20 protein-coding genes, 1 tRNA gene and 1 other RNA gene are annotated in these 22,751 nt (G+C 58.5%); 11 read left to right on the top strand and 11 right to left on the bottom strand.

Annotated elements, in window-relative coordinates:
• Positions 1–5: 5 nt before the first annotated feature.
• Both RE418_RS14205 and rplY read left to right on the top strand, forming a co-directional pair.
• On the top strand, positions 6–1,763 hold the full coding sequence (locus RE418_RS14205; RefSeq protein WP_089181139.1) for a DEAD/DEAH box helicase: 1,758 nt from the start codon (positions 6–8) through the stop codon (positions 1,761–1,763).
• 162 nt (positions 1,764–1,925) lie between these two features.
• Positions 1,926–2,210, top strand: coding sequence for a 50S ribosomal protein L25 (gene rplY, locus RE418_RS14200; RefSeq protein WP_019453645.1), 285 nt, complete (start codon positions 1,926–1,928; stop codon positions 2,208–2,210).
• Between the two features lie 84 nt (positions 2,211–2,294).
• On the opposite strand, the gene yejK is transcribed toward rplY, so the two are convergent.
• Positions 2,295–3,302 carry a nucleoid-associated protein YejK gene (gene yejK / locus RE418_RS14195; protein WP_025303563.1) on the bottom strand — a complete coding sequence of 336 codons (1,008 nt, stop codon included), beginning with the start codon at positions 3,300–3,302 and terminating at the stop codon, positions 2,295–2,297.
• 210 nt (positions 3,303–3,512) lie between these two features.
• Between yejK and RE418_RS14190 the strand changes: the two genes are divergently transcribed.
• From RE418_RS14190 to RE418_RS14175, 4 genes are all read left to right on the top strand, one after another.
• The gene (locus RE418_RS14190) at positions 3,513–3,740 is read left to right on the top strand and encodes a YejL family protein (protein WP_004935782.1); all 228 of its coding nucleotides are present in this window, start codon (positions 3,513–3,515) and stop codon (positions 3,738–3,740) included.
• A 9-nt stretch (positions 3,741–3,749) separates the two neighbouring features.
• On the top strand, positions 3,750–5,531 hold the full coding sequence (gene yejM, locus RE418_RS14185; RefSeq protein WP_025303564.1) for an LPS biosynthesis-modulating metalloenzyme YejM: 1,782 nt from the start codon (positions 3,750–3,752) through the stop codon (positions 5,529–5,531).
• 78 nt (positions 5,532–5,609) lie between these two features.
• Positions 5,610–5,686: transfer RNA gene (locus RE418_RS14180), tRNA-Pro, on the top strand.
• A gap of 35 nt (positions 5,687–5,721) precedes the next feature.
• Positions 5,722–5,850: non-coding RNA, RtT sRNA (locus RE418_RS14175), on the top strand.
• A gap of 112 nt (positions 5,851–5,962) precedes the next feature.
• Here RE418_RS14175 and RE418_RS14170 read toward each other — a convergent pair.
• Genes RE418_RS14170 through RE418_RS14150 form a run of 5 tightly spaced genes read right to left on the bottom strand, consistent with a single transcriptional unit; the run spans position 5,963 to position 10,962 of the window.
• The gene (locus RE418_RS14170; protein ID WP_043136451.1) at positions 5,963–7,156 is read right to left on the bottom strand and encodes a 3-hydroxybenzoate 6-monooxygenase; all 1,194 of its coding nucleotides are present in this window, start codon (positions 7,154–7,156) and stop codon (positions 5,963–5,965) included.
• 19 nt (positions 7,157–7,175) lie between these two features.
• On the bottom strand, positions 7,176–7,820 hold the full coding sequence (maiA, locus tag RE418_RS14165; protein WP_025303615.1) for a maleylacetoacetate isomerase: 645 nt from the start codon (positions 7,818–7,820) through the stop codon (positions 7,176–7,178).
• A 19-nt stretch (positions 7,821–7,839) separates the two neighbouring features.
• The gene (locus tag RE418_RS14160; protein ID WP_060447936.1) at positions 7,840–8,541 is read right to left on the bottom strand and encodes a fumarylacetoacetate hydrolase family protein; all 702 of its coding nucleotides are present in this window, start codon (positions 8,539–8,541) and stop codon (positions 7,840–7,842) included.
• Positions 8,542–8,556: 15 nt separating this feature from the next.
• The gene (gene gtdA / locus RE418_RS14155) at positions 8,557–9,594 is read right to left on the bottom strand and encodes a gentisate 1,2-dioxygenase (protein WP_089181140.1); all 1,038 of its coding nucleotides are present in this window, start codon (positions 9,592–9,594) and stop codon (positions 8,557–8,559) included.
• An 18-nt stretch (positions 9,595–9,612) separates the two neighbouring features.
• The gene (locus tag RE418_RS14150) at positions 9,613–10,962 is read right to left on the bottom strand and encodes an aromatic acid/H+ symport family MFS transporter (protein ID WP_025303618.1); all 1,350 of its coding nucleotides are present in this window, start codon (positions 10,960–10,962) and stop codon (positions 9,613–9,615) included.
• A 125-nt stretch (positions 10,963–11,087) separates the two neighbouring features.
• Here RE418_RS14150 and RE418_RS14145 point away from each other — a divergent pair, with 125 nt between their 5' ends.
• Complete coding sequence (locus tag RE418_RS14145; protein ID WP_043136460.1) at positions 11,088–11,996, top strand: LysR family transcriptional regulator; 909 nt, start codon at positions 11,088–11,090, stop codon at positions 11,994–11,996.
• Between the two features lie 38 nt (positions 11,997–12,034).
• Here the strand turns inward: RE418_RS14145 and ttrA are convergent, their stop codons facing one another.
• The 3 genes from ttrA to ttrB are packed head-to-tail and all read right to left on the bottom strand — an operon-like array spanning position 12,035 to position 16,858.
• Positions 12,035–15,106, bottom strand: coding sequence for a tetrathionate reductase subunit TtrA (gene ttrA, locus RE418_RS14140; protein ID WP_089181141.1), 3,072 nt, complete (start codon positions 15,104–15,106; stop codon positions 12,035–12,037).
• Positions 15,099–16,124 (bottom strand): tetrathionate reductase subunit TtrC, encoded by a 1,026-nt coding sequence (ttrC, locus tag RE418_RS14135; protein ID WP_049294873.1) that lies wholly within the window; start codon positions 16,122–16,124, stop codon positions 15,099–15,101. The genes ttrA and ttrC overlap by 8 nt, the downstream gene beginning before the upstream one ends.
• Entirely contained in the window at positions 16,121–16,858 is a 738-nt protein-coding gene (gene ttrB, locus RE418_RS14130; protein ID WP_049208488.1) for a tetrathionate reductase subunit TtrB, read from the bottom strand. Before ttrB ends, ttrC begins: the two co-directional genes overlap by 4 nt.
• 228 nt (positions 16,859–17,086) lie before the next feature.
• Between ttrB and ttrS the strand changes: the two genes are divergently transcribed.
• From ttrS to RE418_RS14110, 4 genes are all read left to right on the top strand, one after another.
• Entirely contained in the window at positions 17,087–18,808 is a 1,722-nt protein-coding gene (gene ttrS / locus RE418_RS14125; RefSeq protein ID WP_233494408.1) for a tetrathionate respiration histidine kinase TtrS, read from the top strand.
• A complete protein-coding gene (gene ttrR, locus RE418_RS14120) occupies positions 18,780–19,379 on the top strand; it encodes a tetrathionate respiration response regulator TtrR (RefSeq protein WP_399675174.1) in 600 nt (199 codons plus the stop codon). The genes ttrS and ttrR overlap by 29 nt, the downstream gene beginning before the upstream one ends.
• A gap of 340 nt (positions 19,380–19,719) precedes the next feature.
• A complete protein-coding gene (locus tag RE418_RS14115; RefSeq protein ID WP_089181143.1) occupies positions 19,720–20,382 on the top strand; it encodes a VUT family protein in 663 nt (220 codons plus the stop codon).
• 17 nt (positions 20,383–20,399) lie between these two features.
• Positions 20,400–21,131, top strand: a complete 732-nt coding sequence (locus RE418_RS14110) for a metallophosphoesterase (protein ID WP_049203389.1) — start codon at positions 20,400–20,402, stop codon at positions 21,129–21,131.
• Here the strand turns inward: RE418_RS14110 and RE418_RS14105 are convergent.
• Together RE418_RS14105 and RE418_RS14100 are read right to left on the bottom strand one after the other, a co-directional pair.
• A complete protein-coding gene (locus RE418_RS14105) occupies positions 21,124–21,612 on the bottom strand; it encodes a hypothetical protein (RefSeq protein WP_043136490.1) in 489 nt (162 codons plus the stop codon). The genes RE418_RS14110 and RE418_RS14105 overlap by 8 nt on opposite strands.
• Positions 21,613–22,266 (bottom strand): helix-turn-helix domain-containing protein, encoded by a 654-nt coding sequence (locus RE418_RS14100; protein WP_043136493.1) that lies wholly within the window; start codon positions 22,264–22,266, stop codon positions 21,613–21,615. It abuts the gene before it with no gap.
• Between the last annotated feature and the right edge of the window lie 485 nt (positions 22,267–22,751).

Below are 22,751 nucleotides of genomic sequence, written 5' to 3'. Positions count from 1 at the left end.
CATTTATGGCCTTTACCCTACGCCCCTACCAACTGGAAGCGGTCGAAGCCACCATCAACCATTTCCGGCGGCATCCCGAACCGGCGCTGATCGTGCTGCCGACCGGCGCCGGCAAAAGCCTGGTGATTGCCGAACTGGCGAAGCGCGCCCGCGGGCGGGTGCTGGTGTTGGCGCACGTCAAGGAACTGGTGGCGCAAAACCACGCCAAATACTGCGCCTACGGCCTGGAAGCGGATATCTTCGCCGCCGGCCTGCAGCAGAAAGAGAGCGCCGGCAAGGTGGTGTTCGGCAGCGTACAGTCCGTCGCGCGCAACCTGCCGCTGTTCGACGGCGCCTTTTCGCTGCTGATCGTCGATGAATGCCACCGCATCAGCGACGACGACGACAGCCAGTACCAGCAAATCATCCAGCATTTACAGAAAACCAACCCGCAGCTGCGGCTGCTGGGGCTGACCGCCACGCCTTACCGACTGGGCAAGGGCTGGATTTACCAGTATCACTACCATGGCTTCACCCGCGGCGACGGCGCCAGTCTGTTTCGCGACTGCATCTACGAGCTGCCGCTGCGCTACATGATTAAGAACGGCTTCCTGGTGCCGCCTGAGCGGCTGGATATGCCGATCGTGCAATATGACTTCAGCCGGCTGGAGGCCAGGAGCAACGGCCTGTTCAGCGAAGCGGATCTGAACCGCGAGCTGAAGCGGCAAAACCGCGTCACGCCGCACATCATCAGCCAGATCGTGGAGTACGCAGAGGATCGCAAAGGCGTGATGATCTTCGCCGCCACCGTCGAACACGCCCGCGAGATCCACGGCCTGTTGCCGAACGGCGAAGCCGCGCTGGTCAGCGCCGAAACGCCGCCCGCCGAGCGCGATGCGCTGATCGACGCGTTCAAACAGCAGCGGCTGCGCTATCTGGTCAACGTCGCGGTATTGACCACCGGTTTCGACGCGCCGCACGTCGATCTGATCGCGATCCTGCGCCCCACCGAGTCCGTCAGCCTGTACCAGCAGATCGTCGGGCGCGGGCTGCGTTTGGCGCCCGACAAAAAGGATTGCCTGATCCTCGACTACACCGGCAACCCGCACGATCTGTTCACGCCGGAAGTCGGCGTCAGCAAGCCGCACGGCGACAGCCAGCCGGTGCAGGTATTCTGCCCGGCCTGCGGCTTCGCCAACCTGTTCTGGGGCAAGTGCACCGAGAACGGCGATATCATCGAGCACTACGGCCGCCGCTGCCAGGGCTGGCTGGAGGACGACGACGGCCACCGCGAGCAGTGCGATTACCGCTTCCGGTTCAAGAGTTGCCCGCACTGCGGCGCGGAGAACGATATCGCCGCACGCCGCTGCCATCAATGTCAGGAAGTGTTGGTCGATCCCGATGACATGCTGAAGGCGGCGCTGAAGCTGAAAGACGCGCTGGTGCTGCGCTGCGGCGGCATGGAACTGCAGAGCGGCCGCGACGACAAGGGCGAATGGCTGAAGGCCACCTATTACGACGAGGACGGCACCAGCACCAGCGAGCGCTTCCGCCTGCAGACGCCGGCGCAGCGCAAAGCGTTCGAGATGCTGTTCCTGCGCCCGCATCAGCGCGCGCCGGGCGTGCCGTTCGCCTGGCACACCGCCGCCGACGTGCTGGCGCAACAGCAGGCGCTGCGCCATCCGGATTTCGTGGTGGCGCGCAAGCGCGGGCAGTTTTGGCAGGTGCGTGAGAAAGTGTTCGATTATCAAGGCCGTTTCCGCCGCGCCAATCAGTTGGCCTGAGCGAACTGTCCCCAACCTGGGCAGGTTTTCGTTGCCCTGCGGGCGGCTTTCCGTTAAAATGCCGCGCGCTTTACCTGGGCCTGCCCAGCGTTAAAGCGGGTTTCCGAACTTGCTACTTGGGTCGCCTGTAGCAGGGTAAATTTTCTTTTAAGAGAAAAAACAATGTTCACTATCAATGTAGAAGTACGTAAAGACCAGGGTAAAGGTGCGAGCCGCCGCCTGCGTGCAGCAAACAAATTCCCAGCTATCGTTTACGGTGGCAAAGAAGCTGCAGTTTCCATCGAATTGGACCATGATTCTGTTAAGAACATGGAAGCTAAACCAGAATTCTACAGCGAAGCAGTAACTCTGGTTATCGACGGTAAAGAAACCAAAGTTAAGGTTCAGGCTGTACAGCGTCACCCGTTCAAGCCAAAACTGGCTCACATCGACTTCGTTCGCGTTTAATCGCTACGTTTTCGAACCTTTCGGGACGCCGAAATAAAGAACGCCGCAATTGCGGCGTTTTTTATTGTCTGCGATTCGGCACGCTTACTTGCCGCTGCCGGTCCGGCGCTGCAGCTGATCGCGCAGGTTCGGCGGCGTGCCTCTGATGGTCAGCGTGTCAGTGGCCGCATCCCAGAAAATGCGTTCGCCCAGCAGCATGGCGTCGAAGTTCAGGCTGATGCCGCCGCCGCTGCCGGCAAATTTGGTCAGTTGGCGCAGCGTGCCGCGATCCGCCGGGAAGCTCTCTTCCAGCTCATACCCTTGCTCGCTGGAGAACTGCATGAAGTCTTTCTCGCCGAGCGGCGACAGCTCCTGCGACAAGGCCTGCAGTTCAATCTCTTCGCCGGCCTGCAGCTGTTCGTTGCAGTAGCTGTACACCTGCTGGCGCACCGACTGGCGCTCGTTCTTGTCCAGCTGCGCATCGGCGCAGTAGTCGTCTACCGCCTGCAGCAGCCCGCGGTTTTGCGCCTTGGTGTCCAACCCTTCGGACGCCGCCAGGAAATCCATGAAGAAGTCGGCGACCTTGCGGCCTACGCGCCCGCGCAGGAAGGTCAGATAGCGGGTCGATTCCGGGTTGGTTTCCCATTCGGTCAGATCGATGCGCGCGACAATATCGGCGTTGTTGATGTCCAGATAGTGCGTGGTGTTGATATCCAGCTCTTCGTTGACGCGCATGCTGTTACGGCTGTTCAGCACCGCGATCAGCAGGTACTCCACCGCCAGATAACGGTATTGGCCGAACAGCACCACGCCGCCTTCGGCAAACGGATACTTCGCCAGTTCGTCGCGCAGGCGGCCGGTCGCCGCGCGGCTGAAGGCCAGAAAGTCCTTATCGTCCTTGCGGCAGGTGCGCAGCGCTTCCGCCAGCTCGCTACCTTCGTTGAACAGGCCTAAGGCCTTGCTCTTGGCGCTGTAGACGCGATGCAGTTCCGTCATCATTTCTTCCACCGCCGCGTTGGTAGGAAGCAAGGAATCGCGCAGCACCACGTCCAGCGTTTGCTCGTCGCGTTTCACCAACTGATGCAAAGCGATCTGGTCGATATCCAGACTCATGGTAAATCCTCCTGTTCTTTAGGCGCGTATTCAAACACTGAAGGCCCCGACCTGCAATACTAAAAACCGCGGCAAACCGGAAAGGCGCTGCGAGGAGCAGCCCCGCCACGGGCGCCCCCTTCCCCAAATGACAGGAAGTGATAAAAGAGCGGAAAATCACTGCCCTATACGGTAAGATAGGGCACTTTGCAGATTACTAAGCGCAATTTTATGCCACAATCATCCCGTTACAGTGACGAACACGTTGAACAACTGCTCTCAGAGCTGGTCAATGTTCTGGAAAAACACCATACCCCCACCGATCTTTCCCTGATGGTGCTGGGCAACATGGTCACTAATTTGATCAACACCAGCGTTGCCCCCGCGCAGCGGAAAACCCTGGCAAGATCGTTCGCGGAAGCCCTGCAGGCTTCTGTCCGTGAAGACAAAGCACATTAATATTGACTTATGGTGACAAACCGTCAGCGTTATCGTGAAAAAGTCTCCCAGATGATCAGCTGGGGGCACTGGTTCGCCTTATTCAACATCCTGCTCGCCCTTGGGCTGGGCAGCCGCTACCTGTTTGTTACCGACTGGCCCGCATCCCTGCTGGGCCGGGTCTATGCCTTTGTCAGCCTGCTGGGGCATTTCAGCTTTATCGTGTTCGCCGGCTATTTGCTGGTGATTTTCCCGCTCACCTTCGTGGTGATGTCGCAGCGGCTGCTGCGATTTATTTCCGCCGCGCTGGCCACCATCGGGCTCACGCTGTTACTGGTCGACAGTGAAGTGTTCTCCCATTTCCACCTGCACCTCAATCCGGTGGTGTGGGATCTGGTGGTCAACCCGGACCAGAGTGAGCTGTCGCGCGACTGGCAGCTGATGTTTATCTGCGTGCCGGTGATCTTCCTGGTGGAGATGTTGTTCGGCACTTGGAGCTGGCAGAAGCTGCGCAGCCTGAACCGCCGCCGCTTCGGCAAACCGCTGGCGGCGCTGTTTATCAGCGCCTTTTTCGCGTCGCACCTGATTTACATTTGGGCTGACGCCAACTTCTATCGCCCGATCACCATGCAGCGAGCCAATCTGCCGCTCTCGTACCCGATGACCGCGCGCAAGTTCCTCGAAAAACACGGCCTGCTCGACCAGCAAGAGTATGAGCGCCGCCTGATGCAACAGGGCAACCCGGAAGCGGTGGCGGTGGAGTATCCGCTCAGCGATCTCAGCTACGGCGATAAAGGCAGCGGCTATAACCTGCTGATGATCGTGGTGGACGGCATTCGCGCCAAAGACGTGGCGCAGGACATGCCGGCGCTGACGCGCTTCGCCCAGGAAAACGTGCGCTTCAGCGATCACTACAGCTCGGGTAATCATGCCGACACCGGGCTGTTCGGCCTGTTCTACGGCATTTCTCCGACCTATCTGGACAGCGTGCTCGCCGGCCGCAAGCCGTCGGCGCTGCTCAACGCGCTCGGCGATCAGGGCTACCAACTGGGGCTGTTCTCTTCCGACGGTTTCAACGCCAGCCTGTACCGCCAGGCCCTGTTGACCGACTTCTCGCTGCCGACGCCGGCGCCGCAAAGCGACGCGCAAACCACGCAGCAATGGCAGCGCTGGCTGACGGATCAGGGCGGCAAAGAGCCGTGGTTCTCCTATATCAACTTCAGCGGCGCCGAGCCGGCCGAAGGCGACAAAACCCCGGCGCCGGCCGATTTTATCCAACGCTATCGCACCGGCGCGCAAGACGTGGATGCCCAGATAGCCCAGGTGCTGGATACCCTGAAACAGCGCGGTCTGCTGGACAAAACCGTGGTGGTGATCACCGCCGAACACGGCGTCGAATTCAACGACAGCGGCAAAGGCCAATGGGGCGCCGGCACTGCCTTCAACCAGGCGCAACTGCAGGTGCCGTTGGTGATCCACTGGCCGGGCACCCCGGCGCAGACCATCAGCAAGCTGACCGGCCATAACGACGTGATGCGCACCTTGATGCAACGGTTGCTGCACGTGAAAACCGCGCCGAAAGACTATTCGCAGGGCGAAGATCTGTTCACCGCCCAGCGCCGCAACGACTGGATCGCCACCGGCGATGGCAATCAGCTGGTGATCACTACGCCGACGCAGACGCTGATGCTGGACAACAGCGGCAACTATCGCGTCTACGATCAGAACGGCGAAGAAATAAAAGACGAGAAACCGCAGCTTGCTCTGCTGCTGCAGGTGCTGACCGATGTAAAACGCTTTATCGCCAACTAACTGCTTAAAACTAAAGCAATCAAGTGGCGAGGCGCTTGCATTAACATCGGGAATCGGTAGTATGATTTTTCATAGCGTCGGCATGTAGCGCAGCCTGGTAGCGCACCGTCATGGGGTGTCGGGGGTCGGAGGTTCGAATCCTCTCATGCCGACCAAATTTAAGAAAACCTGCTGTTACAGCAGGTTTTTTTTCGTCTGCACGTCGAGAGGATGAGAATCTCCGAAGGAGGTTTGAGCCGAACGTAGTGAGACCACGTTGCTTTAGCAACGGCCCGCAGGGCAAGCATCGAAGATGCGCATAATCCTCTCATGCCGACCAAACTCAAGAAAACCTGCTGTTACAGCAGGTTTTTTTTCGTCTGCATATTGAGAGGATTAGGCCGCACCGGTTTGGCCCATGCGCTAGCGGAGGCCTGGGCAGGGCCTCTCTCTCAGCGCGGCTGCAGGCAGTTTTCTTCTTTCCAGCCGTACAGCCATTCCATTCCGCGATAAAATTCCGCCTGAGATTTGCCTTTCCATAACAGATTACGCACCTGGCGCTCAACGCCTGCGGCGTGATAAACACGGCCCATCTCACGGGTTGACCAGACGATGCGCGCCGTGCGTGGAATACGTACCGACTCGTACAGGGCAAGCGCTTTTGCCGCATCCCCTCCATGCTCTTCCAGCGCTTTACCCAGCGTTACCGCATCCTCCAGCGCCATGCAGGCTCCCTGTGCCATATACTGTGCCACCGGGTGCGCTGCGTCTCCCACCAGCGTGATACGGTCGTTGCCCCATTTCTCCACCGGTTCACGATCGGCGGTTGACCAGCGGCGCCATGAGGTCGGCTTATCCAGCATCTGGCGCGGACGCGGGTGAATACCGGAAAAATAGGAAAGTACCTCCTCTTTACTGCCCTCCTTCACACCCCATTCCTCCTGCTGACGGCTATGGAACGTCACCACCAGGTTATACTGCTTCCCGCCGCGCAGCGGGTAATGCACCAGATGGCAGTGCGGCCCCGCCCACAGTACCGGCGCGTTAATGCGTAAATCCTCCGGCATCTCATCGCAATTAATCACGGCGCGGTAAACCACATGTCCGGTCACCCGCGGCGCATCGCCCAGCAGGTACTGCCGCACCACCGACCTCACGCCATCGCAGCCGATAAGAATATCCGCCGTCCAGCGATTACCCTGCTCATCAAATACCGTCACATCGTCCACCGTTTGGCTGATACCCGCCACCTGCGTTGAGGTACGGTATTCCACATCCGGATGGGTCAATACCGCTTCCCAAACAGAGGCGTGGATATCCGCCCGATGGATAACCGCATAGGGACCGCCAAAGTGATCGCGAAATGCTTGCCCGGTCTCAATATGCACCACCTCCTGGGCATTGACCGCATCCATCAGGGTAATGTGATCGGTAAAGACGGCGCGCTGACGCGCTACGCCGCCCACACCCAGGCTATCCAGCGCGGAAAAGGCGTTGGGGCCGAGCTGAATACCCGCCCCAATCTCACCAATCTCGTGCGCCTTTTCCAACAACATCACTTTAATGCCCTGGCGAGCCAGCGAGAGCGCAGTCGCTGCGCCGCCAATGCCTCCCCCGACGATAATTGCGCGCATCACTTTAGCCATTGTTTTCCTCCTTTCGGGCTCAGGCTGAGATTTTGTCTTGTTGGTTTTCGGGCGCCGCGGCGATGAACGCCGGGAGACGAGTACAGGCGTCGTAAACCGCTTTACAGCGCGGGTACCCGCTCAGATCGCACCCCATCCGCAGGGCATTCGCCCACTGAGGGATCAGGCAGCAATCCGCCAACGTCGGGGTATCGCCAACGCAGAAGGGTCCTGGCGGCCTCTGGAGCAACAGCTGTTCTACGGCGCTCAGCCCTTGCCGGATCCAGTGCGCATACCAGCGTTTTTTCTCTTCCTCACTCACCTTCAGCTCTTCACTCAGGTAGCGTAAAACCCGCAGGTTATTTACCGGATGAATATCGCAGGCAATAACATAAACGATTTCCAGTATCCGGCTGCGCGCCGGGTCGGCCGCCGGCAACAGCGGCGACTGAGGAAAATGGCGATCCAGCCAGTCAATAATCGCCAGCGACTGGCTGAGAGACTCACCGTCGTCCGTGAGCAGCGTCGGCACCAGTCCGACCGGGTTCATTCGCCGATATGCCAGCTCATTCTGCTGCCCGATGCGAATATTGACCCCCACCGTCTGGTAATGGAGGCCTTTCAGCGCCAGCGCAATGCGCACGCGGTAGGACGCTGAGCTATTAAAGAAACTGTACAGCTTCATCATTCACCTCTGAATCGGCTCAGACAATCTTCACGGCGATTGGGGTTAGCCCCTCTACATTGCCGGTAATCACATCGCCTTTCACCACCGCGCCCACCCCTTCCGGCGTCCCGGTAAAAATCAGATCGCCGGGCTGCAGCTCAAAAAAGCCGGACAGATAGCTGATGGTTTCATTCACCGACCAGATCAGATGGCGGATGTCGCTGCGCTGGCGATCGCTGCCGTTGACCTGCAGCCAGATAGGCGCGTTGTTCACGTCGGCGCTGTCGCCGGCTTTATGCAATGGCGCGATGGGCGCAGAAAGATCGAACGACTTGCCGATTTCCCATGGGCGCCCCATCTGACGCATGTCCATCTGCCGATCGCGGCGGGTCATGTCCAGGCCTGTGGCATATCCCCAAATGTATTCATGCGCCTTGTCCAGCGGAATATCGCTCCCCCGTTTGCCAATCGCCACCACCAGTTCGATTTCGTAGTGATAGTTGTCGGTTTGCGACGGATACGGCAACGCCAGCGTTTCGCCGGCCGCCACCGGCACCACCGCATCGGCAGGCTTGCAGAAGAAAAACGGTGGCTCACGATCCGGGTCAAAGCCCATTTCGCGGGCATGCGCAGCATAGTTACGCCCGACGCAGTAGACACGGCGCACGGGAAACTGTTTATCACTCCCCACAACAGGAACCGTCACAGGGGCTTGCGGTGCAAATACGTATTGCGTCATTTTGTCTCTCCCAAATTAATAACGTGCTTCGCGGAACAGTCCCAGGGCTTCCTGAACCGGCCTGTCCGAGAAACTGAATAACACGGTGTCTTCGTCCGCCTGAAACGACACGTCGAACCAGGTCGGCGCCACGAAGATATCTTTTGCCGAAAAGTGAAGGGTTTCGCTGCCGATGCTGACCTGGCCGCGCCCTTCCACCACGTGGTAAATGGTGCTGTCCGTGGTGCGCGCCTTCCGTGAGGAAAAGCCTTTCGGCAGCAGCTGCAGGAAGGCGCCCATCGAGGGCATGGAATAGCCGCCGGTCACCGGGTTGGCGTAGCGCATCTTGTAGCCGTCCCACTCGTCGGCGTCCCCCATGCGGGTGAGGTCGTGCAGCGCTTCCCGGCTGCGATCGTAGCGGTAGTTGAAAATGGGCGATGAGTTGCCTTTCTGATGGCGCAGCGGCAGCATATTGGCCGCATAGCGCGGTAAATAATCCCCCTCCTGGCGCGTCACGGGCTGCTGCTCTTGCGGATAGTCTTCCGCGAAACCGCAACCCAGCAGGTTCACCAGCGGCAGATCCAGCCCGTCCAGCCATACCACCGGCTCCTCGCCGGGATTACCGTGATCGTGCCAGCGCCACTGCGGCGTCAAAATGAAGTCGCCTTCATGCATTTGCGTACGTTCACCGTCAACGGCGGTAAATGCCCCTTTCCCTTCGACGATAAAACGCAATGCCGACTGATTATGGCGATGGCTCGGCGCGACTTCGCCCGGCATGATCAACTGCAATCCGGCATACAGCGTCGGGGTGATGGAGGACTGTCCGCGCAGCATCGGGTTTTCCAGCACCAGCACGCGGCGAACCGCCTCTTTGGCGCCAATCAACTCGCCGCTGGCCAGCAGGTGCGGGCGAATCGCCTGATAGTTCCAGTAAGCCGGAGCGCAGTTTGCATTCGGCGTTTGCGGCACCAAATGGTGCAGCGACTCCCACAATGGGGTCAGGTTCTGCCCTGAAATATGCCGGTAGAACTGCTGGCGGCTGGGATTAACATCCTGATTGCGTTCAGGCATAGGGATTCTCCTTTTCATTCACGACGCTGCGCGAGGCAACGTATCAGGGGCTGGAGCAGACTGGCGAACAACAGCCGTCAGCAGCATTAACATCACCGTACTGATCGCCGCCGGCACGGCAATAATGAAAAATAGCGTATCGAATGAGAAATTCATCGCCATCATCACGCCGCCGGCAAGCGAGCCGACAATCGCGCCGCAGCGGCCAATGGCATTGGACCAGCTGACGCCGGTCGCCCGGCTTTGTGTCGGATAGAGCGTGGCGGTCAAGGCATTCAGCCCAACCTGCGAACCGCTGATGCCGATGCCGGTGCCGAAGATGGCCAGCGCCATCAGCCACAGGCCGTTCTCGCTCAGACCAATCATGACGATACACGCGGCGCCCAGGGCGTAGCTCGCCGCCAACACCCGGAAGGGATTGTATTTGTCCATCAACGCGCCCAGCCCCAGCGCCCCCAACGTTCCGCCCATCTGGAAAGCGGCGGTCACCCAAGAGGCATGCTGCAGATCTATACCGCGATGGTTAAGCAGCGTCGGCATCCAACTGGAGAGCAGATAGATAATCAACAGGCTCATAAAAAAAACCGCCCAGAGCATGAGAGTAATGCGCAGCTGGCGGCCGGCAAACAGCGGGCTGATGCTCCCTTTGGCCGCTGTAGCGGCTTCGTTGAGGTAAAAATGGGTCTCTTCATCGCACTCTCGGGTGATGCCGCTGACCGTTTTGGCAATCACCTTGCGCGGCAGTTGGCGGCGGACCTGCCAGCGCGGGGATTCCGGCAGGGCAAACAGCAGCACCACAAAGAGCATCAGCGGCAAAACGCCTCCGAGCACCAAAATGCCGTGCCACCCCATCACCGGCACCAGTTGGGCGCTGACGATCCCGCCCAGGGCTGAACCGAGCGTGAAACCGCAGAACATCAGCGTGACCAGCGCACCACGGCGGCGAGCAGGCAGATATTCAGAGGTCATCGTGATGGTGTTCGGCATCGCGCCCCCCAACCCCAGGCCGGTGAGAAAACGTAAAATGACCAGCGTTGGCATATCGGGGGAGAAGGCCGAAATCAGGCTCAGCGTGCCAAACAGCGCCACGCAAAGTTCGATGACGCGCTTGCGGCCAAACCGGTCAGAAAGCGGGCCGCAAAGCAGTGCGCCCGCCGTCAATCCCAGCAGCCCCGCGCCAAACAGCGGCGCCAGTTCGCCGGCGGTCAGTTGCCATTGGGTACGGATGTCGGGTGCGATGAAACCAATGGCGGCGGTGTCAAAACCATCGAACATCACCACCAAAAAGCAGCAGATGATAACGCGCCACTGCGTCTTACCGATGGGAGCAGCATCGATCAGTGCTTGTAAATCACGCCGTTGAGTCATAGTGAGCGCCTCGGTGCAGGTAGGGAGATGTCTGTCTTGTTTTAGGTATGTTACGAATTTGTATCCTTAGCGATAAAATGTACAATGGCTTTTCAGGCAGAGACATAACCGGAGGGTTATAGCAAATGGCGAACTGGGCGCAGAAAATGAAACTTCACCATCTGCAAATGTTGGTGGCGTTGGGTGAGCAGGGAAATCTGACCCACGTTGCCCGGATGATGAACATCTCCCAACCCGCTCTGTCAAAATGGTTGTCACAGCTCGAAGATGAGATTGGGATCACGCTGTTTGAGCGGCATAGCAAAGGGCTGCGCCCCTCCGAGGGGGGGAAACTGCTGCTTCAGCATGCGCAGCGCTTGGTCAACGATCTCGAGCGTTCGCAGTCTGAAATCGCCCGCTTTAAGCAAGGCGGGCTGGTGGGAAGCCTGAAAATCGGCTGTTCGCCGGTCGCCACCGACTGCGTTTCGCAGGCCATATTGAGCCTGCTGCAGGAAATGCCAACGCTGCATCTCAATATTGAGGAAAAGGTGATGACCCCGCTGCTGCACGATCTGATCGCGGGCGCGGTGGACGTCGTCGTGGGCCGCGTTGGCGGGCGGGCGCTGCAACTGCCGCTCAACTATCAAGTGCTCTACACCGAACCGGTATGCTTTGTTGCCCGCCCTCACCATCCGCTGGCGGAATCCGCCTCCCTCACCTGGCGCGATCTCACCCACTGGCGCTGGATTGTCTGGCCGACCGGCACGCCCATCCGCCTCAGCATTGATAATGCGCTGGCGGATAACGGCGTGATGCTGCCCGAAAACACGGTTGAATCGGCATCCATGAACGTCAGTACCAACCTGCTGCAAAGCAGCGATATGATCTCCATTCTTTCCCTACGGCTGGCGCAGCGTTATGCCAGCCAGGGGCAGCTGGCGATCCTGAATCTGCCGAAGATAGAGCAGAAAGGCAGCGTGGGCGTCTTCTGGCGCAACAGCGAACCGCCTTTTACCGCGCTGAGCCGCTTTTTGCAGCTGCTTACGCAGGCTTAACACCCCCACCTGCAGCCACAGCAGATTTACGGCTGCGCCTACGCGGAAAGCTTGACGATGGTCGCAGGGATCCCCTGACGCACCGCCGCTCCGGTCACCCAATCCAGCCAGGTATTCGGCACTTCACGCGTCGGATCGGCAAAGCCCAAATCGTTGAGGTTGATGCCGGCGGCAATGCGCTCATCCATCGCCAGCGGTTCACCGTCCAGGTAGTGCTGACTGGCCCCCATCTCCCGGTGGCCGTAGCCGTGCTCCACCGCGATCACGCCGGGCATCACGCCTGCCAGTAAACTGATCCGCACCTCTCGACTGCCGCCCGGCGTGCTGATACGTACCCGGTCGCCGTGTTGAATGCCGAAACGTGCCCCGTCTGCCGGATTCAGCGCCACCAGGTTCACCGGTTTCACGTCGTGCAGGCGCCGGATCACCGCGGTGGAGCTGCTCATCACGTTGGATTTGAAGGACATCAGGCGCAGTGGCCACTGCTGCTCAGGGTAGAGCGCTTCCACCGCGCGGCCGTCCGACAAACGCGCCGGATAGCAGGTGGGGCAGCCGCTGAAACGCTCACCGGTGATCGCATGCCGGTGCTTCGCCACTTCCGCATTCCAGATCTGCAGCGGTTTCTCCCAGCGGTTGCCCACGCTGCCGTCGCGGCGGCCGCTGTCGTGAACGGCGAAGCGGCCGCCGCGGCTGTAAATAAACGCCACGCGGTCGATTTCATCGGCGCGCAGCGTCTGTGCAAGCTGCGGCAACAAGCGATCGACACCGCTCAGCGTCAGTTCGTCCGCCCTCGCGGCCGACACCGGCGCCTTGCCGGCAAACGCCACGTTGGCGGCGGCGCGCAGATAATAATCCTCGGCGCAGTTGAGCGGCAGCAGCTCGCCCTGGCCGTCGCCGATAGCGCGATCGCCGAACCCCGGCAGCGCCAGGCGTTTAGCGACGGCGATGCAAAACGCCTCCATGGAAATCGGCTGCCCTTGCGCCGTTTTCGCGGTCGCCGGCGTCACTATCGGCCAGCGCGCGGTAGTGGCCTTGCTGGCGACGCCGCCCCAGGGGGCGCTGAACCCCCAGCTCTCAAAGTTATGGGTGTCCGGGACGATATAGTCGGCCAGCGCCGTCGTTTCGTTGATAAACGCATCGATAGCGATAAACAGCGGCAAACGCGCCGGATCTTTCAATCGTTCCTCCGCCACGCTACGCAACCCGGCGATACCGTACAAGGGGTTGGTCATGTTCGAGATCCAGGCTTTCAGCCCGTACGGATACCCTGCCAACGCCGATGTCAGCAGCTCGGTCAGTTGCCCGGCGACGAACGGATACCAGGGCGCCCTGGCCGGCCAGGGGGAAACGCCCGCCGCCACTTTTTCGCGGTACTCGTCGGAGGTTTCATAGGCGGCCTTGCTGCGCGCGATATTCAGGCCCTTCGGTTTTACCAGGCCGGGAAACTCGACCAGGTTATAGCGCGGCCCCTCAGCGAAGCCGTTGAATTTTCCGCCGCCGACGAACACGCCTCCCGCCAGGCTCAGGTTGCCGATCAGCACGTTAAGCATCATCACCGACCAGGTATTGTAAAACCCGTTTGCCGCCATCATCCCGCCATGGGCGATCACCGCCGCCTTGCGCCCGTGGGCGGTAAAGGCCTCGGCCAGTGCCGCGATGCGTGCCACCGGCACGCCGCATTGCCGGCTGTACGCCTCCGGCGACAGCTTGTCGGCGGCCTCTTTCAAACACTGGAAGCCGCTTTTCACCCCCACCTGCACGCCGTCGTGCAGCGTCACCGTACGGCTTACCCACAGCTCGGCGCTGTCGCACGCCTCGGCCGCCACCAGTTCCCCCGCGCCGTTGACCACCAACGGCGACGCCGACTCGGCGCCATTCAGATCGGCCAACGTCAGATGCTGCCCCGCCCGCGGATGCTCGCTCTCGGCGATCACCAGATGCGTGGCGTTGGTCCAGCTCTTCTCGCCGGCACGTTGCATGGCGGCCTCGGACGGGATGGCGAGATAACCGGCCTGATAACGCCGGTGGTCGAGGATCCAACGGATCATTGCCATCGCCAGCGCCGAGTCGGTGCCCGGCAATATCGGGATCCAATGGCCATGATCGTCCGCCAATGTGGTGGTCAGTGGCAGCGCCGGCGCCACTACCGCATAACGGAACTCGCTGCGCAATCTGGCGCTGGCCAGTTGCCGAGCCTGGCGCTTGAACGGGTTGCCGGACTGTGCCGGCGAGGTTCCCATAAACAGCGCGAATTCGACCTGTTCCCAGTCGGGTTTTACGTGCGGATTTTTGTCCAGATCGTTCATCAGCGCACCGGAACCGGCACGGTAGGCCAGCCCGCAGTAAGCACCGTGCGCGCCGAAGTTTTTGCTGCCGAAACTGTTCTGAGCGAAGCGCCGCAGGAAGCCGTCGCGCCCATCGTCACCGGCGTTGGTCACCAGCAGCTGATTGGCTTTCGGCCCCAGCCCCGGCTGTCGGGCATCGATCGGCGTCTCCAGATCGCGGATCGCCCGCAGGCCCTCCACATGCCCCTCGCCGAACAGATCGCCGCCTTCCACCACTTCAGCGATCAACTGCTCAAAGCTGATGCGCTGCCACTTGCCCTCGCCACGTTTGCCGACGCGCTTCATCGGCTCCAGCACCCGCAGCGGGCTGTAAAGCCCCTCCAACAGCGTGGCGCCGCGGGCGCAGGCGGTGGAACGGGCATCTAGGCCGCTTTCGCCGCCCAGCTGCGCCAACGCGTCCTGCAGCGGCAAGGCCGAGTCGACGTGCCGTTCCTGAGACAGCGGATGATACGGGTTGCCGGCAATGCGCAATACCCGGTCGGTCTGCCTGTCCACCCGAACCCGCACGCCGCATTGCGTCCAGCAGCCGAAACACTGGGTCATCGAGATGGCCTGCTGCGGATTGCCTTGCCATTCCGGCATTGCCCGCCCTTCGGGTGGCAGGGAGTTGCCGTTGATGCGATCCAGGGTCACCCGCCCTGAAGTGCCGTGAATCAAGCCGTCGATCGCCCGTTTGGCGACCTCGCGATAGCTCAGGCCAAAGGCGGACAATCCACCGAAGGCCAGGCCCACTTTCAACCACTGACGCCGGGTGAGTTTAGCCATGTTGTTTTCTCCGCAGTAAAAACGCCTGTGCTTCACGCACCATGATCATTAACGCCAGCCACAACCCGAAAGTGCCGACGATCGCCAGCAAGCCATCGGTGCCGAGCGGCAGGCTATAAGGGGAATACGTCGCGTTGTATTTCGGGATGGTTTGCACCTCGATCAACAGCGTCCAGCGCATCAGCCAACTCAGCCCCAGTGCGCCGGCCACCAGCAGCGTCGTACCGCCGCGCGGCAAGCGCCGAGAGCCGGCCCAAGCGGCGCACGCCAGCGTCAGCCCCCACAGAGCAATCCATCCCACGGCATACCGGCGCGCCATCGCCTGCGTCTGCAGCCAGTGGCGTACCGCCGCGCCGGATAACGTATCGCCGCATACCCACAGCAGGATCGCCCCGCCGAGCAGCAGTAACGTCAGCAGCATCCCGCGCGCCAGCGGCGCCTGCAGACCGGGCCGTTCGCGCAATGTCAGCAGCAGCAAGGCCAAGAGCGCCTGCAGCGCGCTGAGGAACATCACGATCGGAAATCCGTAGCTGAACCAAATGGGGCGGGCACGCACGACGGAAACCTCACGCCCGGTGTACAACAGCAGGCCGATAGCCACCAGCGCGCAGGCGGGCGCAATCCCACGCAGCAGCGCAACCGGCCTACCCGTCAGCCGCGCAAATTCGAGAGCGAGAAACCACAGGCCGATCAGCAGGGTAAACAGCGGCAAGAACAGCGCGCCCCACGGCATCCACGACCAGGGCGTCGGATAGGCGTAGAAATGCCAGAAGCGGGCGGTTTGATGCAGGTCGGCGGTCAGCGCCAGCGGTGCGGTGATGGCGCACGTCAGCCCAATAAACAGCGCCATGCGCTCCAGATGCGCGGCGTTATCTCCACCGCGCCAGCGCCACACGCAGGCCAGCAGCGCAGCACAGGCAGCGATGCCGATAAAGAAGAAATATTGCACGGCCCACGGCAGCCAGCTCACCGCCTGCGGTTGGCCCAGCACTTCTGCGATCATCAGTTGGCGACTCATCGTCCCTCCCCCCATAAGGCAACCTGCGCCCGCCCCGGCAGCGGCGTGACGAAGGCGTCATCCAGCCCCAGATAAAACACATGGGGCGCGGTTTGGTTCTCCGGCTTGAGGACGTTGATCTCGGCCTCGTGGCGCCGCAGCATCTTGCTCAGCGTGCTGTGCGGATCGCGCATATCGCCGATGATCCGCGCTCCCCCCACGCACGACTCCACGCACGCCGGCAACAATCCCGCCTCCAGCCGATGCACGCAGAAGGTGCATTTGTCCGCCGTTTGGGTGGCGTGATTGATAAAGCGGGCATCGTACGGGCAGGCCTGCACGCAATAGGCACACCCCACGCAGCGCGTGTTGTCGATCACCACGATCCCGTCCTCACGCTGGAAAGTGGCCTGTACCGGGCACACCGGCACGCAGGGTGGGTTGTCGCAGTGGTTGCACAGCCTGGGCAGCAGCACGTTGGTCGCCACCGCTTCACCTTCGAGGCTGACCTGGTACTGGTTTACCGTGGTGCGAAACTCGCCGTGCGGCGTCTGGTTTTCAATGGCGCAGCTCACGGTACAGGCCTGGCACCCGACGCAACGCCGCAGATCGATCAGCATCGCGTAGCGGCGGCTCGCATCCCCCTCGCGCCGCGTCGGCGCTAACGTCAGCCCGGCCTCCGCCACGGGGATCAGCGAAGCCCCCGCCGTCAACACGCCCAGCTGCTGCAAAAACTGCCGTTTACTGAAGTCCATGCGCCTCTCCCACGCCCTGGGCATCACCCCGATCACGCTATTGATGCCCGTTAGATGAATAAACAATGTCGATGATTTACAGTGTAAAAATGGCATCGATGGCGCTCTATTGTGGTTAACCACATACCGGCCCCAACGTTGATCTAAAACAAGTGGCTGCAGGCAAATTGCCCATCAGGAGGGGCTGTGAGGGTCGTGTTATTACTGCTGTTCAGTCTCGGTTGGGGGATGGCGGCACAGGCGGGAGAGTGGTCGATCGGCGTGCTGGCGATGCGCGGCGATGCGGCGACTGCGCGTGACTGGCAGCCGCTGATCGACAGCCTCAACGGCAGTGTCGGCGGTGAGCGCTTCCGCCTGCAGCCGCTCGATCTGGCGCAGATGCGCGAAGCGGTCAATCGGGGCAGCGTGCAGTTCGTGGTCACTAATCCGGCGCAGTTCGTGCAGTTGAACAGCCGCTATCATCTGCGCTGGCTGGCATCGTTGCGCGCCGCCAACGGCGATCGGGCAACGGGCAACATCATCGGCAGCGTGATTCTAGTGCGGCGCGACAGCGGCATCACGACGCCGCAGGCGCTGATGGGCAAAACGGTGGGCGCCATCGATCCGCAGGCCTTCGGCGGCTATCTGACCGGCTATAAGGCGCTCAGCGATGCCGGTATGCGGCCCGATCGCGATTTCCACCTGCGCTTTACCGGTTTCCCTGCCGATGCCCTGCTCTATCTGTTGCGCGAGCGCGCCATTCAGGCCGCCATCGTCCCCGTCTGCCTGCTGGAGAAAATGAATCGAGAAGGCCTGATCAACCCGGCGGATTTTCGCCCGCTGTTGCAACGGCCCACATCGGTTCCCTGCGTCAGCAGCACGCCGCTTTACCCCAACTGGTCGTTCGCCGCCCTGCCCGGCCTGGATAACTCACTGGTGGATGCGGTGGCAAGAGCTTTGCTGACCGCACCTCCGCAGTCTCCCTTTCAATGGGGCGCACCGGTCTCGACCAGCGAGGTGGAAGCCTTGCTGCGCGCCGTCAATCAACACCCGGAACAGCGGCGGCTGTGGCTGGATATCAAGAGCTGGCTGATCCAGCATCAGACGGCCGTCGGCCTGTCGCTGGCGGTGCTGGCGCTGTTGATCGCCAACCATATCTGGATCGCGCTGCTGGTACGCCGGCGCGGGCGGCAGTTGCTCCATGCCGGAGAGCAACTGCGGCGGCAGGAGCAGGCGCTGGAGAACGCCAGGCAGCTGAACGTGCTGGGGGAAATGGCCTCCGGCTTCGCGCACGAGCTCAATCAACCGTTGGCGGCTATTCGCCTTTATGCGCAGGGATGCCTGATCCAACTGCGCAAAACGGACGCCGGGCATCCGCTGTTGGGGCCGTTGGAAAATATCGACCGACAGGCGCAGCGCGGCGGCGAGACGATTCATAACCTGCGCCAGTGGGTGCAGCCCACCGCTGAGGCGATAGACCAAACACGCTGGCGACCCGCGGCGGTAAGCGAAACCGCCGAGCGGGTGTGGACGCTGCTGCGCCTGACGCAGCGCTATCCCGACCTGAAACTGTTCAACAACGTGGCGCCTTCGCTGACGCTAACCCTGCCGCCGGCGCTGCTGGAACAGCTGCTGGCAAACCTGCTGCTGAATGCGGCGCAGGCCGGAGCCAATGCCGTCTGGCTTTCCGCCGTCCAGAGCGAACGGGCGATCGAGTTGCATCTGCAGGACAACGCGGGCGGCATGACAACGGCCGGGCTGGAACAGGCTTTTCGCCCCTTCAACACCACCAAAGCCGGCGGCATGGGGCTGGGGTTGGCCATTTGCCGGCGCCTGGCCCGCTACGGCGGCGGCGAAATCCGCCTGGCTAACCGCTCCGCCCCCGACAGCCGCAATGGGCTGTGCATAACGCTGCATTTCATATTGAACGATGAGGAAAACCATGTCGCTAATTCATCTGGTGGACGATGACGCCGTCGTCACCGACGCCTGCCATTTTTTGCTGACCAGCCTCGGCCACGACGTGCAGTGCTGGAATGACAGCGCCGGCTTTTTGGCGCAGGCCGATCTGTTTCAGACCGGGATCGTCTTGCTGGACATGCGGATGCCGATACTCGATGGGCATCAGGCCTACGCTGAGCTGCGCCGCCGCAGCAGCACGCTGGCGGTGGTGTTCCTGTCCGGCCATGGCGACGTGCCGATGGCGGTGGAGCAGATGAAGTACGGCGCGGTGGACTTCCTGCAAAAACCGATCGCCGCTGAACCGTTAATCGCCGCCCTCGAACGGGCGCAGCAGGTCTCGGCCAAAGCCCAGCAGCGCCATGAAACTTGCGGCCGCTACCATACGCTCACGCCGAAAGAACGCGACATCGCGCAGCTGGTGGTGCGGGGCATGATGAATCGGGAAATGGCGGAGCGGCTGAATATCGCGCTGCGCACCGTAGAGGTTCACCGGGCAAAAGTGATGGAGAAAATGCAGGCCGCCAGCCTGGCGGAATTGGTGATTCAGCTGCAGGCTCTGCCGCCCACGCCCCGGGAGTGAATGCATAAAGCCCTCATCAAGCTAACGTCCCGTATTCCTCTTTCCTTGATTGACACAGCGCGATCCAGGCAATATATTTATTAGAAATATTAATGAATTACGGTAGAATCACCTTTTCTCAACCAACAGGCTATCAGCATTCTCCGCAAAACCCAGCGTAGCGCTTTCGCCTTCAGGAACCCCGTGAGGGAAAGGAGAGGCGTTGTTTTGAATAAAGAGAGATGATGTCCATGTGACATGGCTCGAGCATCATTACGCCACTATCTGACCGCCCGGTTGACGTTTTAAATAAGTATGGATTATGAATAACAGAAGAACACGGACTAAATAAGGAATAAAAATGCAAGGAAATCTCAAGCTCTATGGCCTTTTTGTTGGCCTGACGGTGACCATTATGATCACCTGCGACACGTTGGTTTATAAGGTCTTTGATATCTATGGTTTTAAAATAACGGCAAGCGGCATTGTATTCTCCTTGTGTTTCTTGATATCCACATTGCTGACTGAGGTTTATGGCTATAAATTGTCGGTAAGAGCAATATGGATCATGGTGTTCTGTCAAAGCTTATATGTCATAATACTTAATCTCTCAGCCGTTATTCAGCCAGAAAATAACGATATCGCCACACACTATTATTCTTTATACCATGAATTCTGGCGAGTCATGATAGGCACCTGGGTGTCCGTTCCGGTCGCTTATTTCGTCAATGGTTTTATTATTTCAAAGATGAAGATTATCTTCTCCGGCAAATACTTCTTTGTCCGATATGTTGTGGGCTCCATGTCTACACAGGCCGCCCTGTTGCTGACAGCCTATCCGATCAGTCTTTCAGGAAAATACACCTTCATGGAGTTGGTTAACATCATAAGCACGACGTGGTCTTATAAAGTTGTCGTCTCTATTGTCTTGCTGCCGCTCGCCATCGCCTTAGTCGAGTGGGTGAAGAAGATAGAAAACACCGATCATTATGATTGGGGCACCTCATACAATCCATTTAAGTAATATCAACAGGGTCTCGCATGAAAGTAATTCAGATTAGCGACATACATATTATGCCTAATGAAAGCGCGCTGGCTTCGAAGCATCTTGCTAATTTCGACAGGGCCATTGACTTCATTAATGCCAATGCCGATAAAATCAATGCCGACTTAATCATTGTGACGGGTGACATCTCTCATGATGGCGATATCCCCTCTTATGAGCGCTTCTTTAAGATAATGAACCGCACTTCCTTACCTTTCTATTTTTTCCCAGGCAACCACGACAACAAAAAGAACCTGGACGATACAGCCCGTAAACAGGGCGGCAGCTACGATATAAACTCGTTTGAAGATGACGAATGGCGCATGCTCAGCATCGACTCGGTGGTCGATAACGAAGATTTCGGCAGGGTCTCGACGCATGCGCTCGACACGCTTGAAAAAGCCATCGTCGCAAGTGACAATAAAAAGCTCGCCGTCTTCTTGCATCATCACCCTATTCCGGTAGGCACCCCGATTGTTGATAGCTGTATGTTAAACAATGCCGAGGAGTTTTTGAGCCTCTGCCAACGATTAAACGTTAAGTTTATCGGCTCAGGCCATGCACATACGCTATTCCAAAGAAAGCTGGGGGAAACCTTAGTCTCTGTTTCCCCGGCGATTTGTTCGCAATGGAAGAACGGCACAAGCGCTGTCAGCAGCATAGACAATTCGGCCTTCAGCGTGATTACGTTCGATGAGCATATTCACGTCGAACCCTGGTTTATTTAATCAACGTCAGTATTGTTTTTTTAGATCTGTCGCTTTTCTTAGCATTTTTCAATGAGGCAGAGAGTGCTCTGCCTTCCTTGACCCCGGCATAGAAGGCTATTTTCGTCGCATCCAAGGACTCGGTTTTGTCGACAAGATCGCGATCCCTTAGAAAATCCGCCCCTGATATTGATATCGAGTCAACATCGTTTTTCAACGTCCACATACAGTTTCGTTTCTCTTCATGAATCGACAGTTTGGCCGAGGCGATTTTTATTTTAGATTCGGTCTCGGCGATAAAAGCGATATCTTTCGGGTTAACATGCCTGAGAAAATCGCCCTCGATGAGTTGCCCCCAGTTTTTTTTCACGAAAGTATGGGTGCCAAACTCTTTGAAAAGCCAATATCCATCCGCCGTTCGGATCACGCTACGATCTAACGTATAGAGGTAACTGGGAGAGTATATTTTTCTTAACCTTCTCATTATGTTAAATAAGTCCATTTATTTCAGCCTCTTTATCGTTTTCAATAGAACACCGACGATCGCATAATCGCTATAGGACTTCACACTGCTATCTGAATCTAATGAGATGTTTGTAAACAACAAGTCGCCGTCGGAAACAAAAACTCGCCTTAAGCATATTGGGTAATTTTTCAGCTTAACCAGGACGATATCGCCATCGCAAAATGGCTCTTTGAGCGAGATCACACAATACGTTCCACGGTCTAATTCAGGCGACAGTGAATTATTCGTTATCTCTACCACAAACAGCGAATCGTCCGTCATGTCATCGACTTCTGTCGTATAGGTATCTGCCGTTCTGATCGTGTTGGCCAGAAAACGTTCTACATCGCTGTAGCTAATGAGTGGAAGCGATCTCACATTGTGTTTGGCCTCTCCCGTGACGCTTAAATCCTTGTCAGTCAGCTCCCCTACTTTTACGCTGAAAAATTCACCAATGGACGCAAGCGTAGAGATCGTGGGATTCCCCACGCCTTTCCTCAGATTATTGATCGTGGCAATACCTATCCCTGTTTCGCTGCTCAACCGACTGGCGTCAATCCCGTGCATGCGCATGAGGTAAGTAAGGTTTTCACCTATCATTTTCAATGACATACCATTTTCTTCTGATATTTTAATGTTGTTTGGTTGCATTATAATGTTTTAAACCTATACTTTAGTGTCATTAAAGTGAATTAAAAACATTAAACCACTTCCAGGGTGGCTATGACAATGACTCGGGGCCTTTTGTATACGAAATATAAATATAATACATTGTAATATAATAATTTTATTGTAAATCACCGATCTTGCCGAACATGACTGGCTGCCTTTTAAATGATTCAATTTACTTATAAAAATGCTGTCTGCACAGGCTAACTCATATGCCCGTTCATCAAACATCAGAGGCGCTTTACAACGCCCGGGATATCTTCATCGCATTCACGCCATAGCCGACGCGGGAGAAACCCAAAATGCTAAACATTAACCCCGCAGCAATTTAACGCACAGAAGCCAACCTGGAGAGCAAACCGCATCCCGGTTCGATAATTTTAAAGGAAATGAGATGAGTGCTTTATTCATCGCTCTTCGAGCGACCATTGGCCAATACTCGGGATTTTTTCTCTGTCAGAACGCGA

The sequence above is a fragment of the Serratia sp. szju genome (assembly GCF_044594185.1).
Lineage (GTDB): Bacteria > Pseudomonadota > Gammaproteobacteria > Enterobacterales > Enterobacteriaceae > Serratia > Serratia bockelmannii.
The sequence above is the reverse complement of the archived record's forward strand: the minus strand, read 5'-3'. Positions and strand labels throughout refer to the sequence as shown.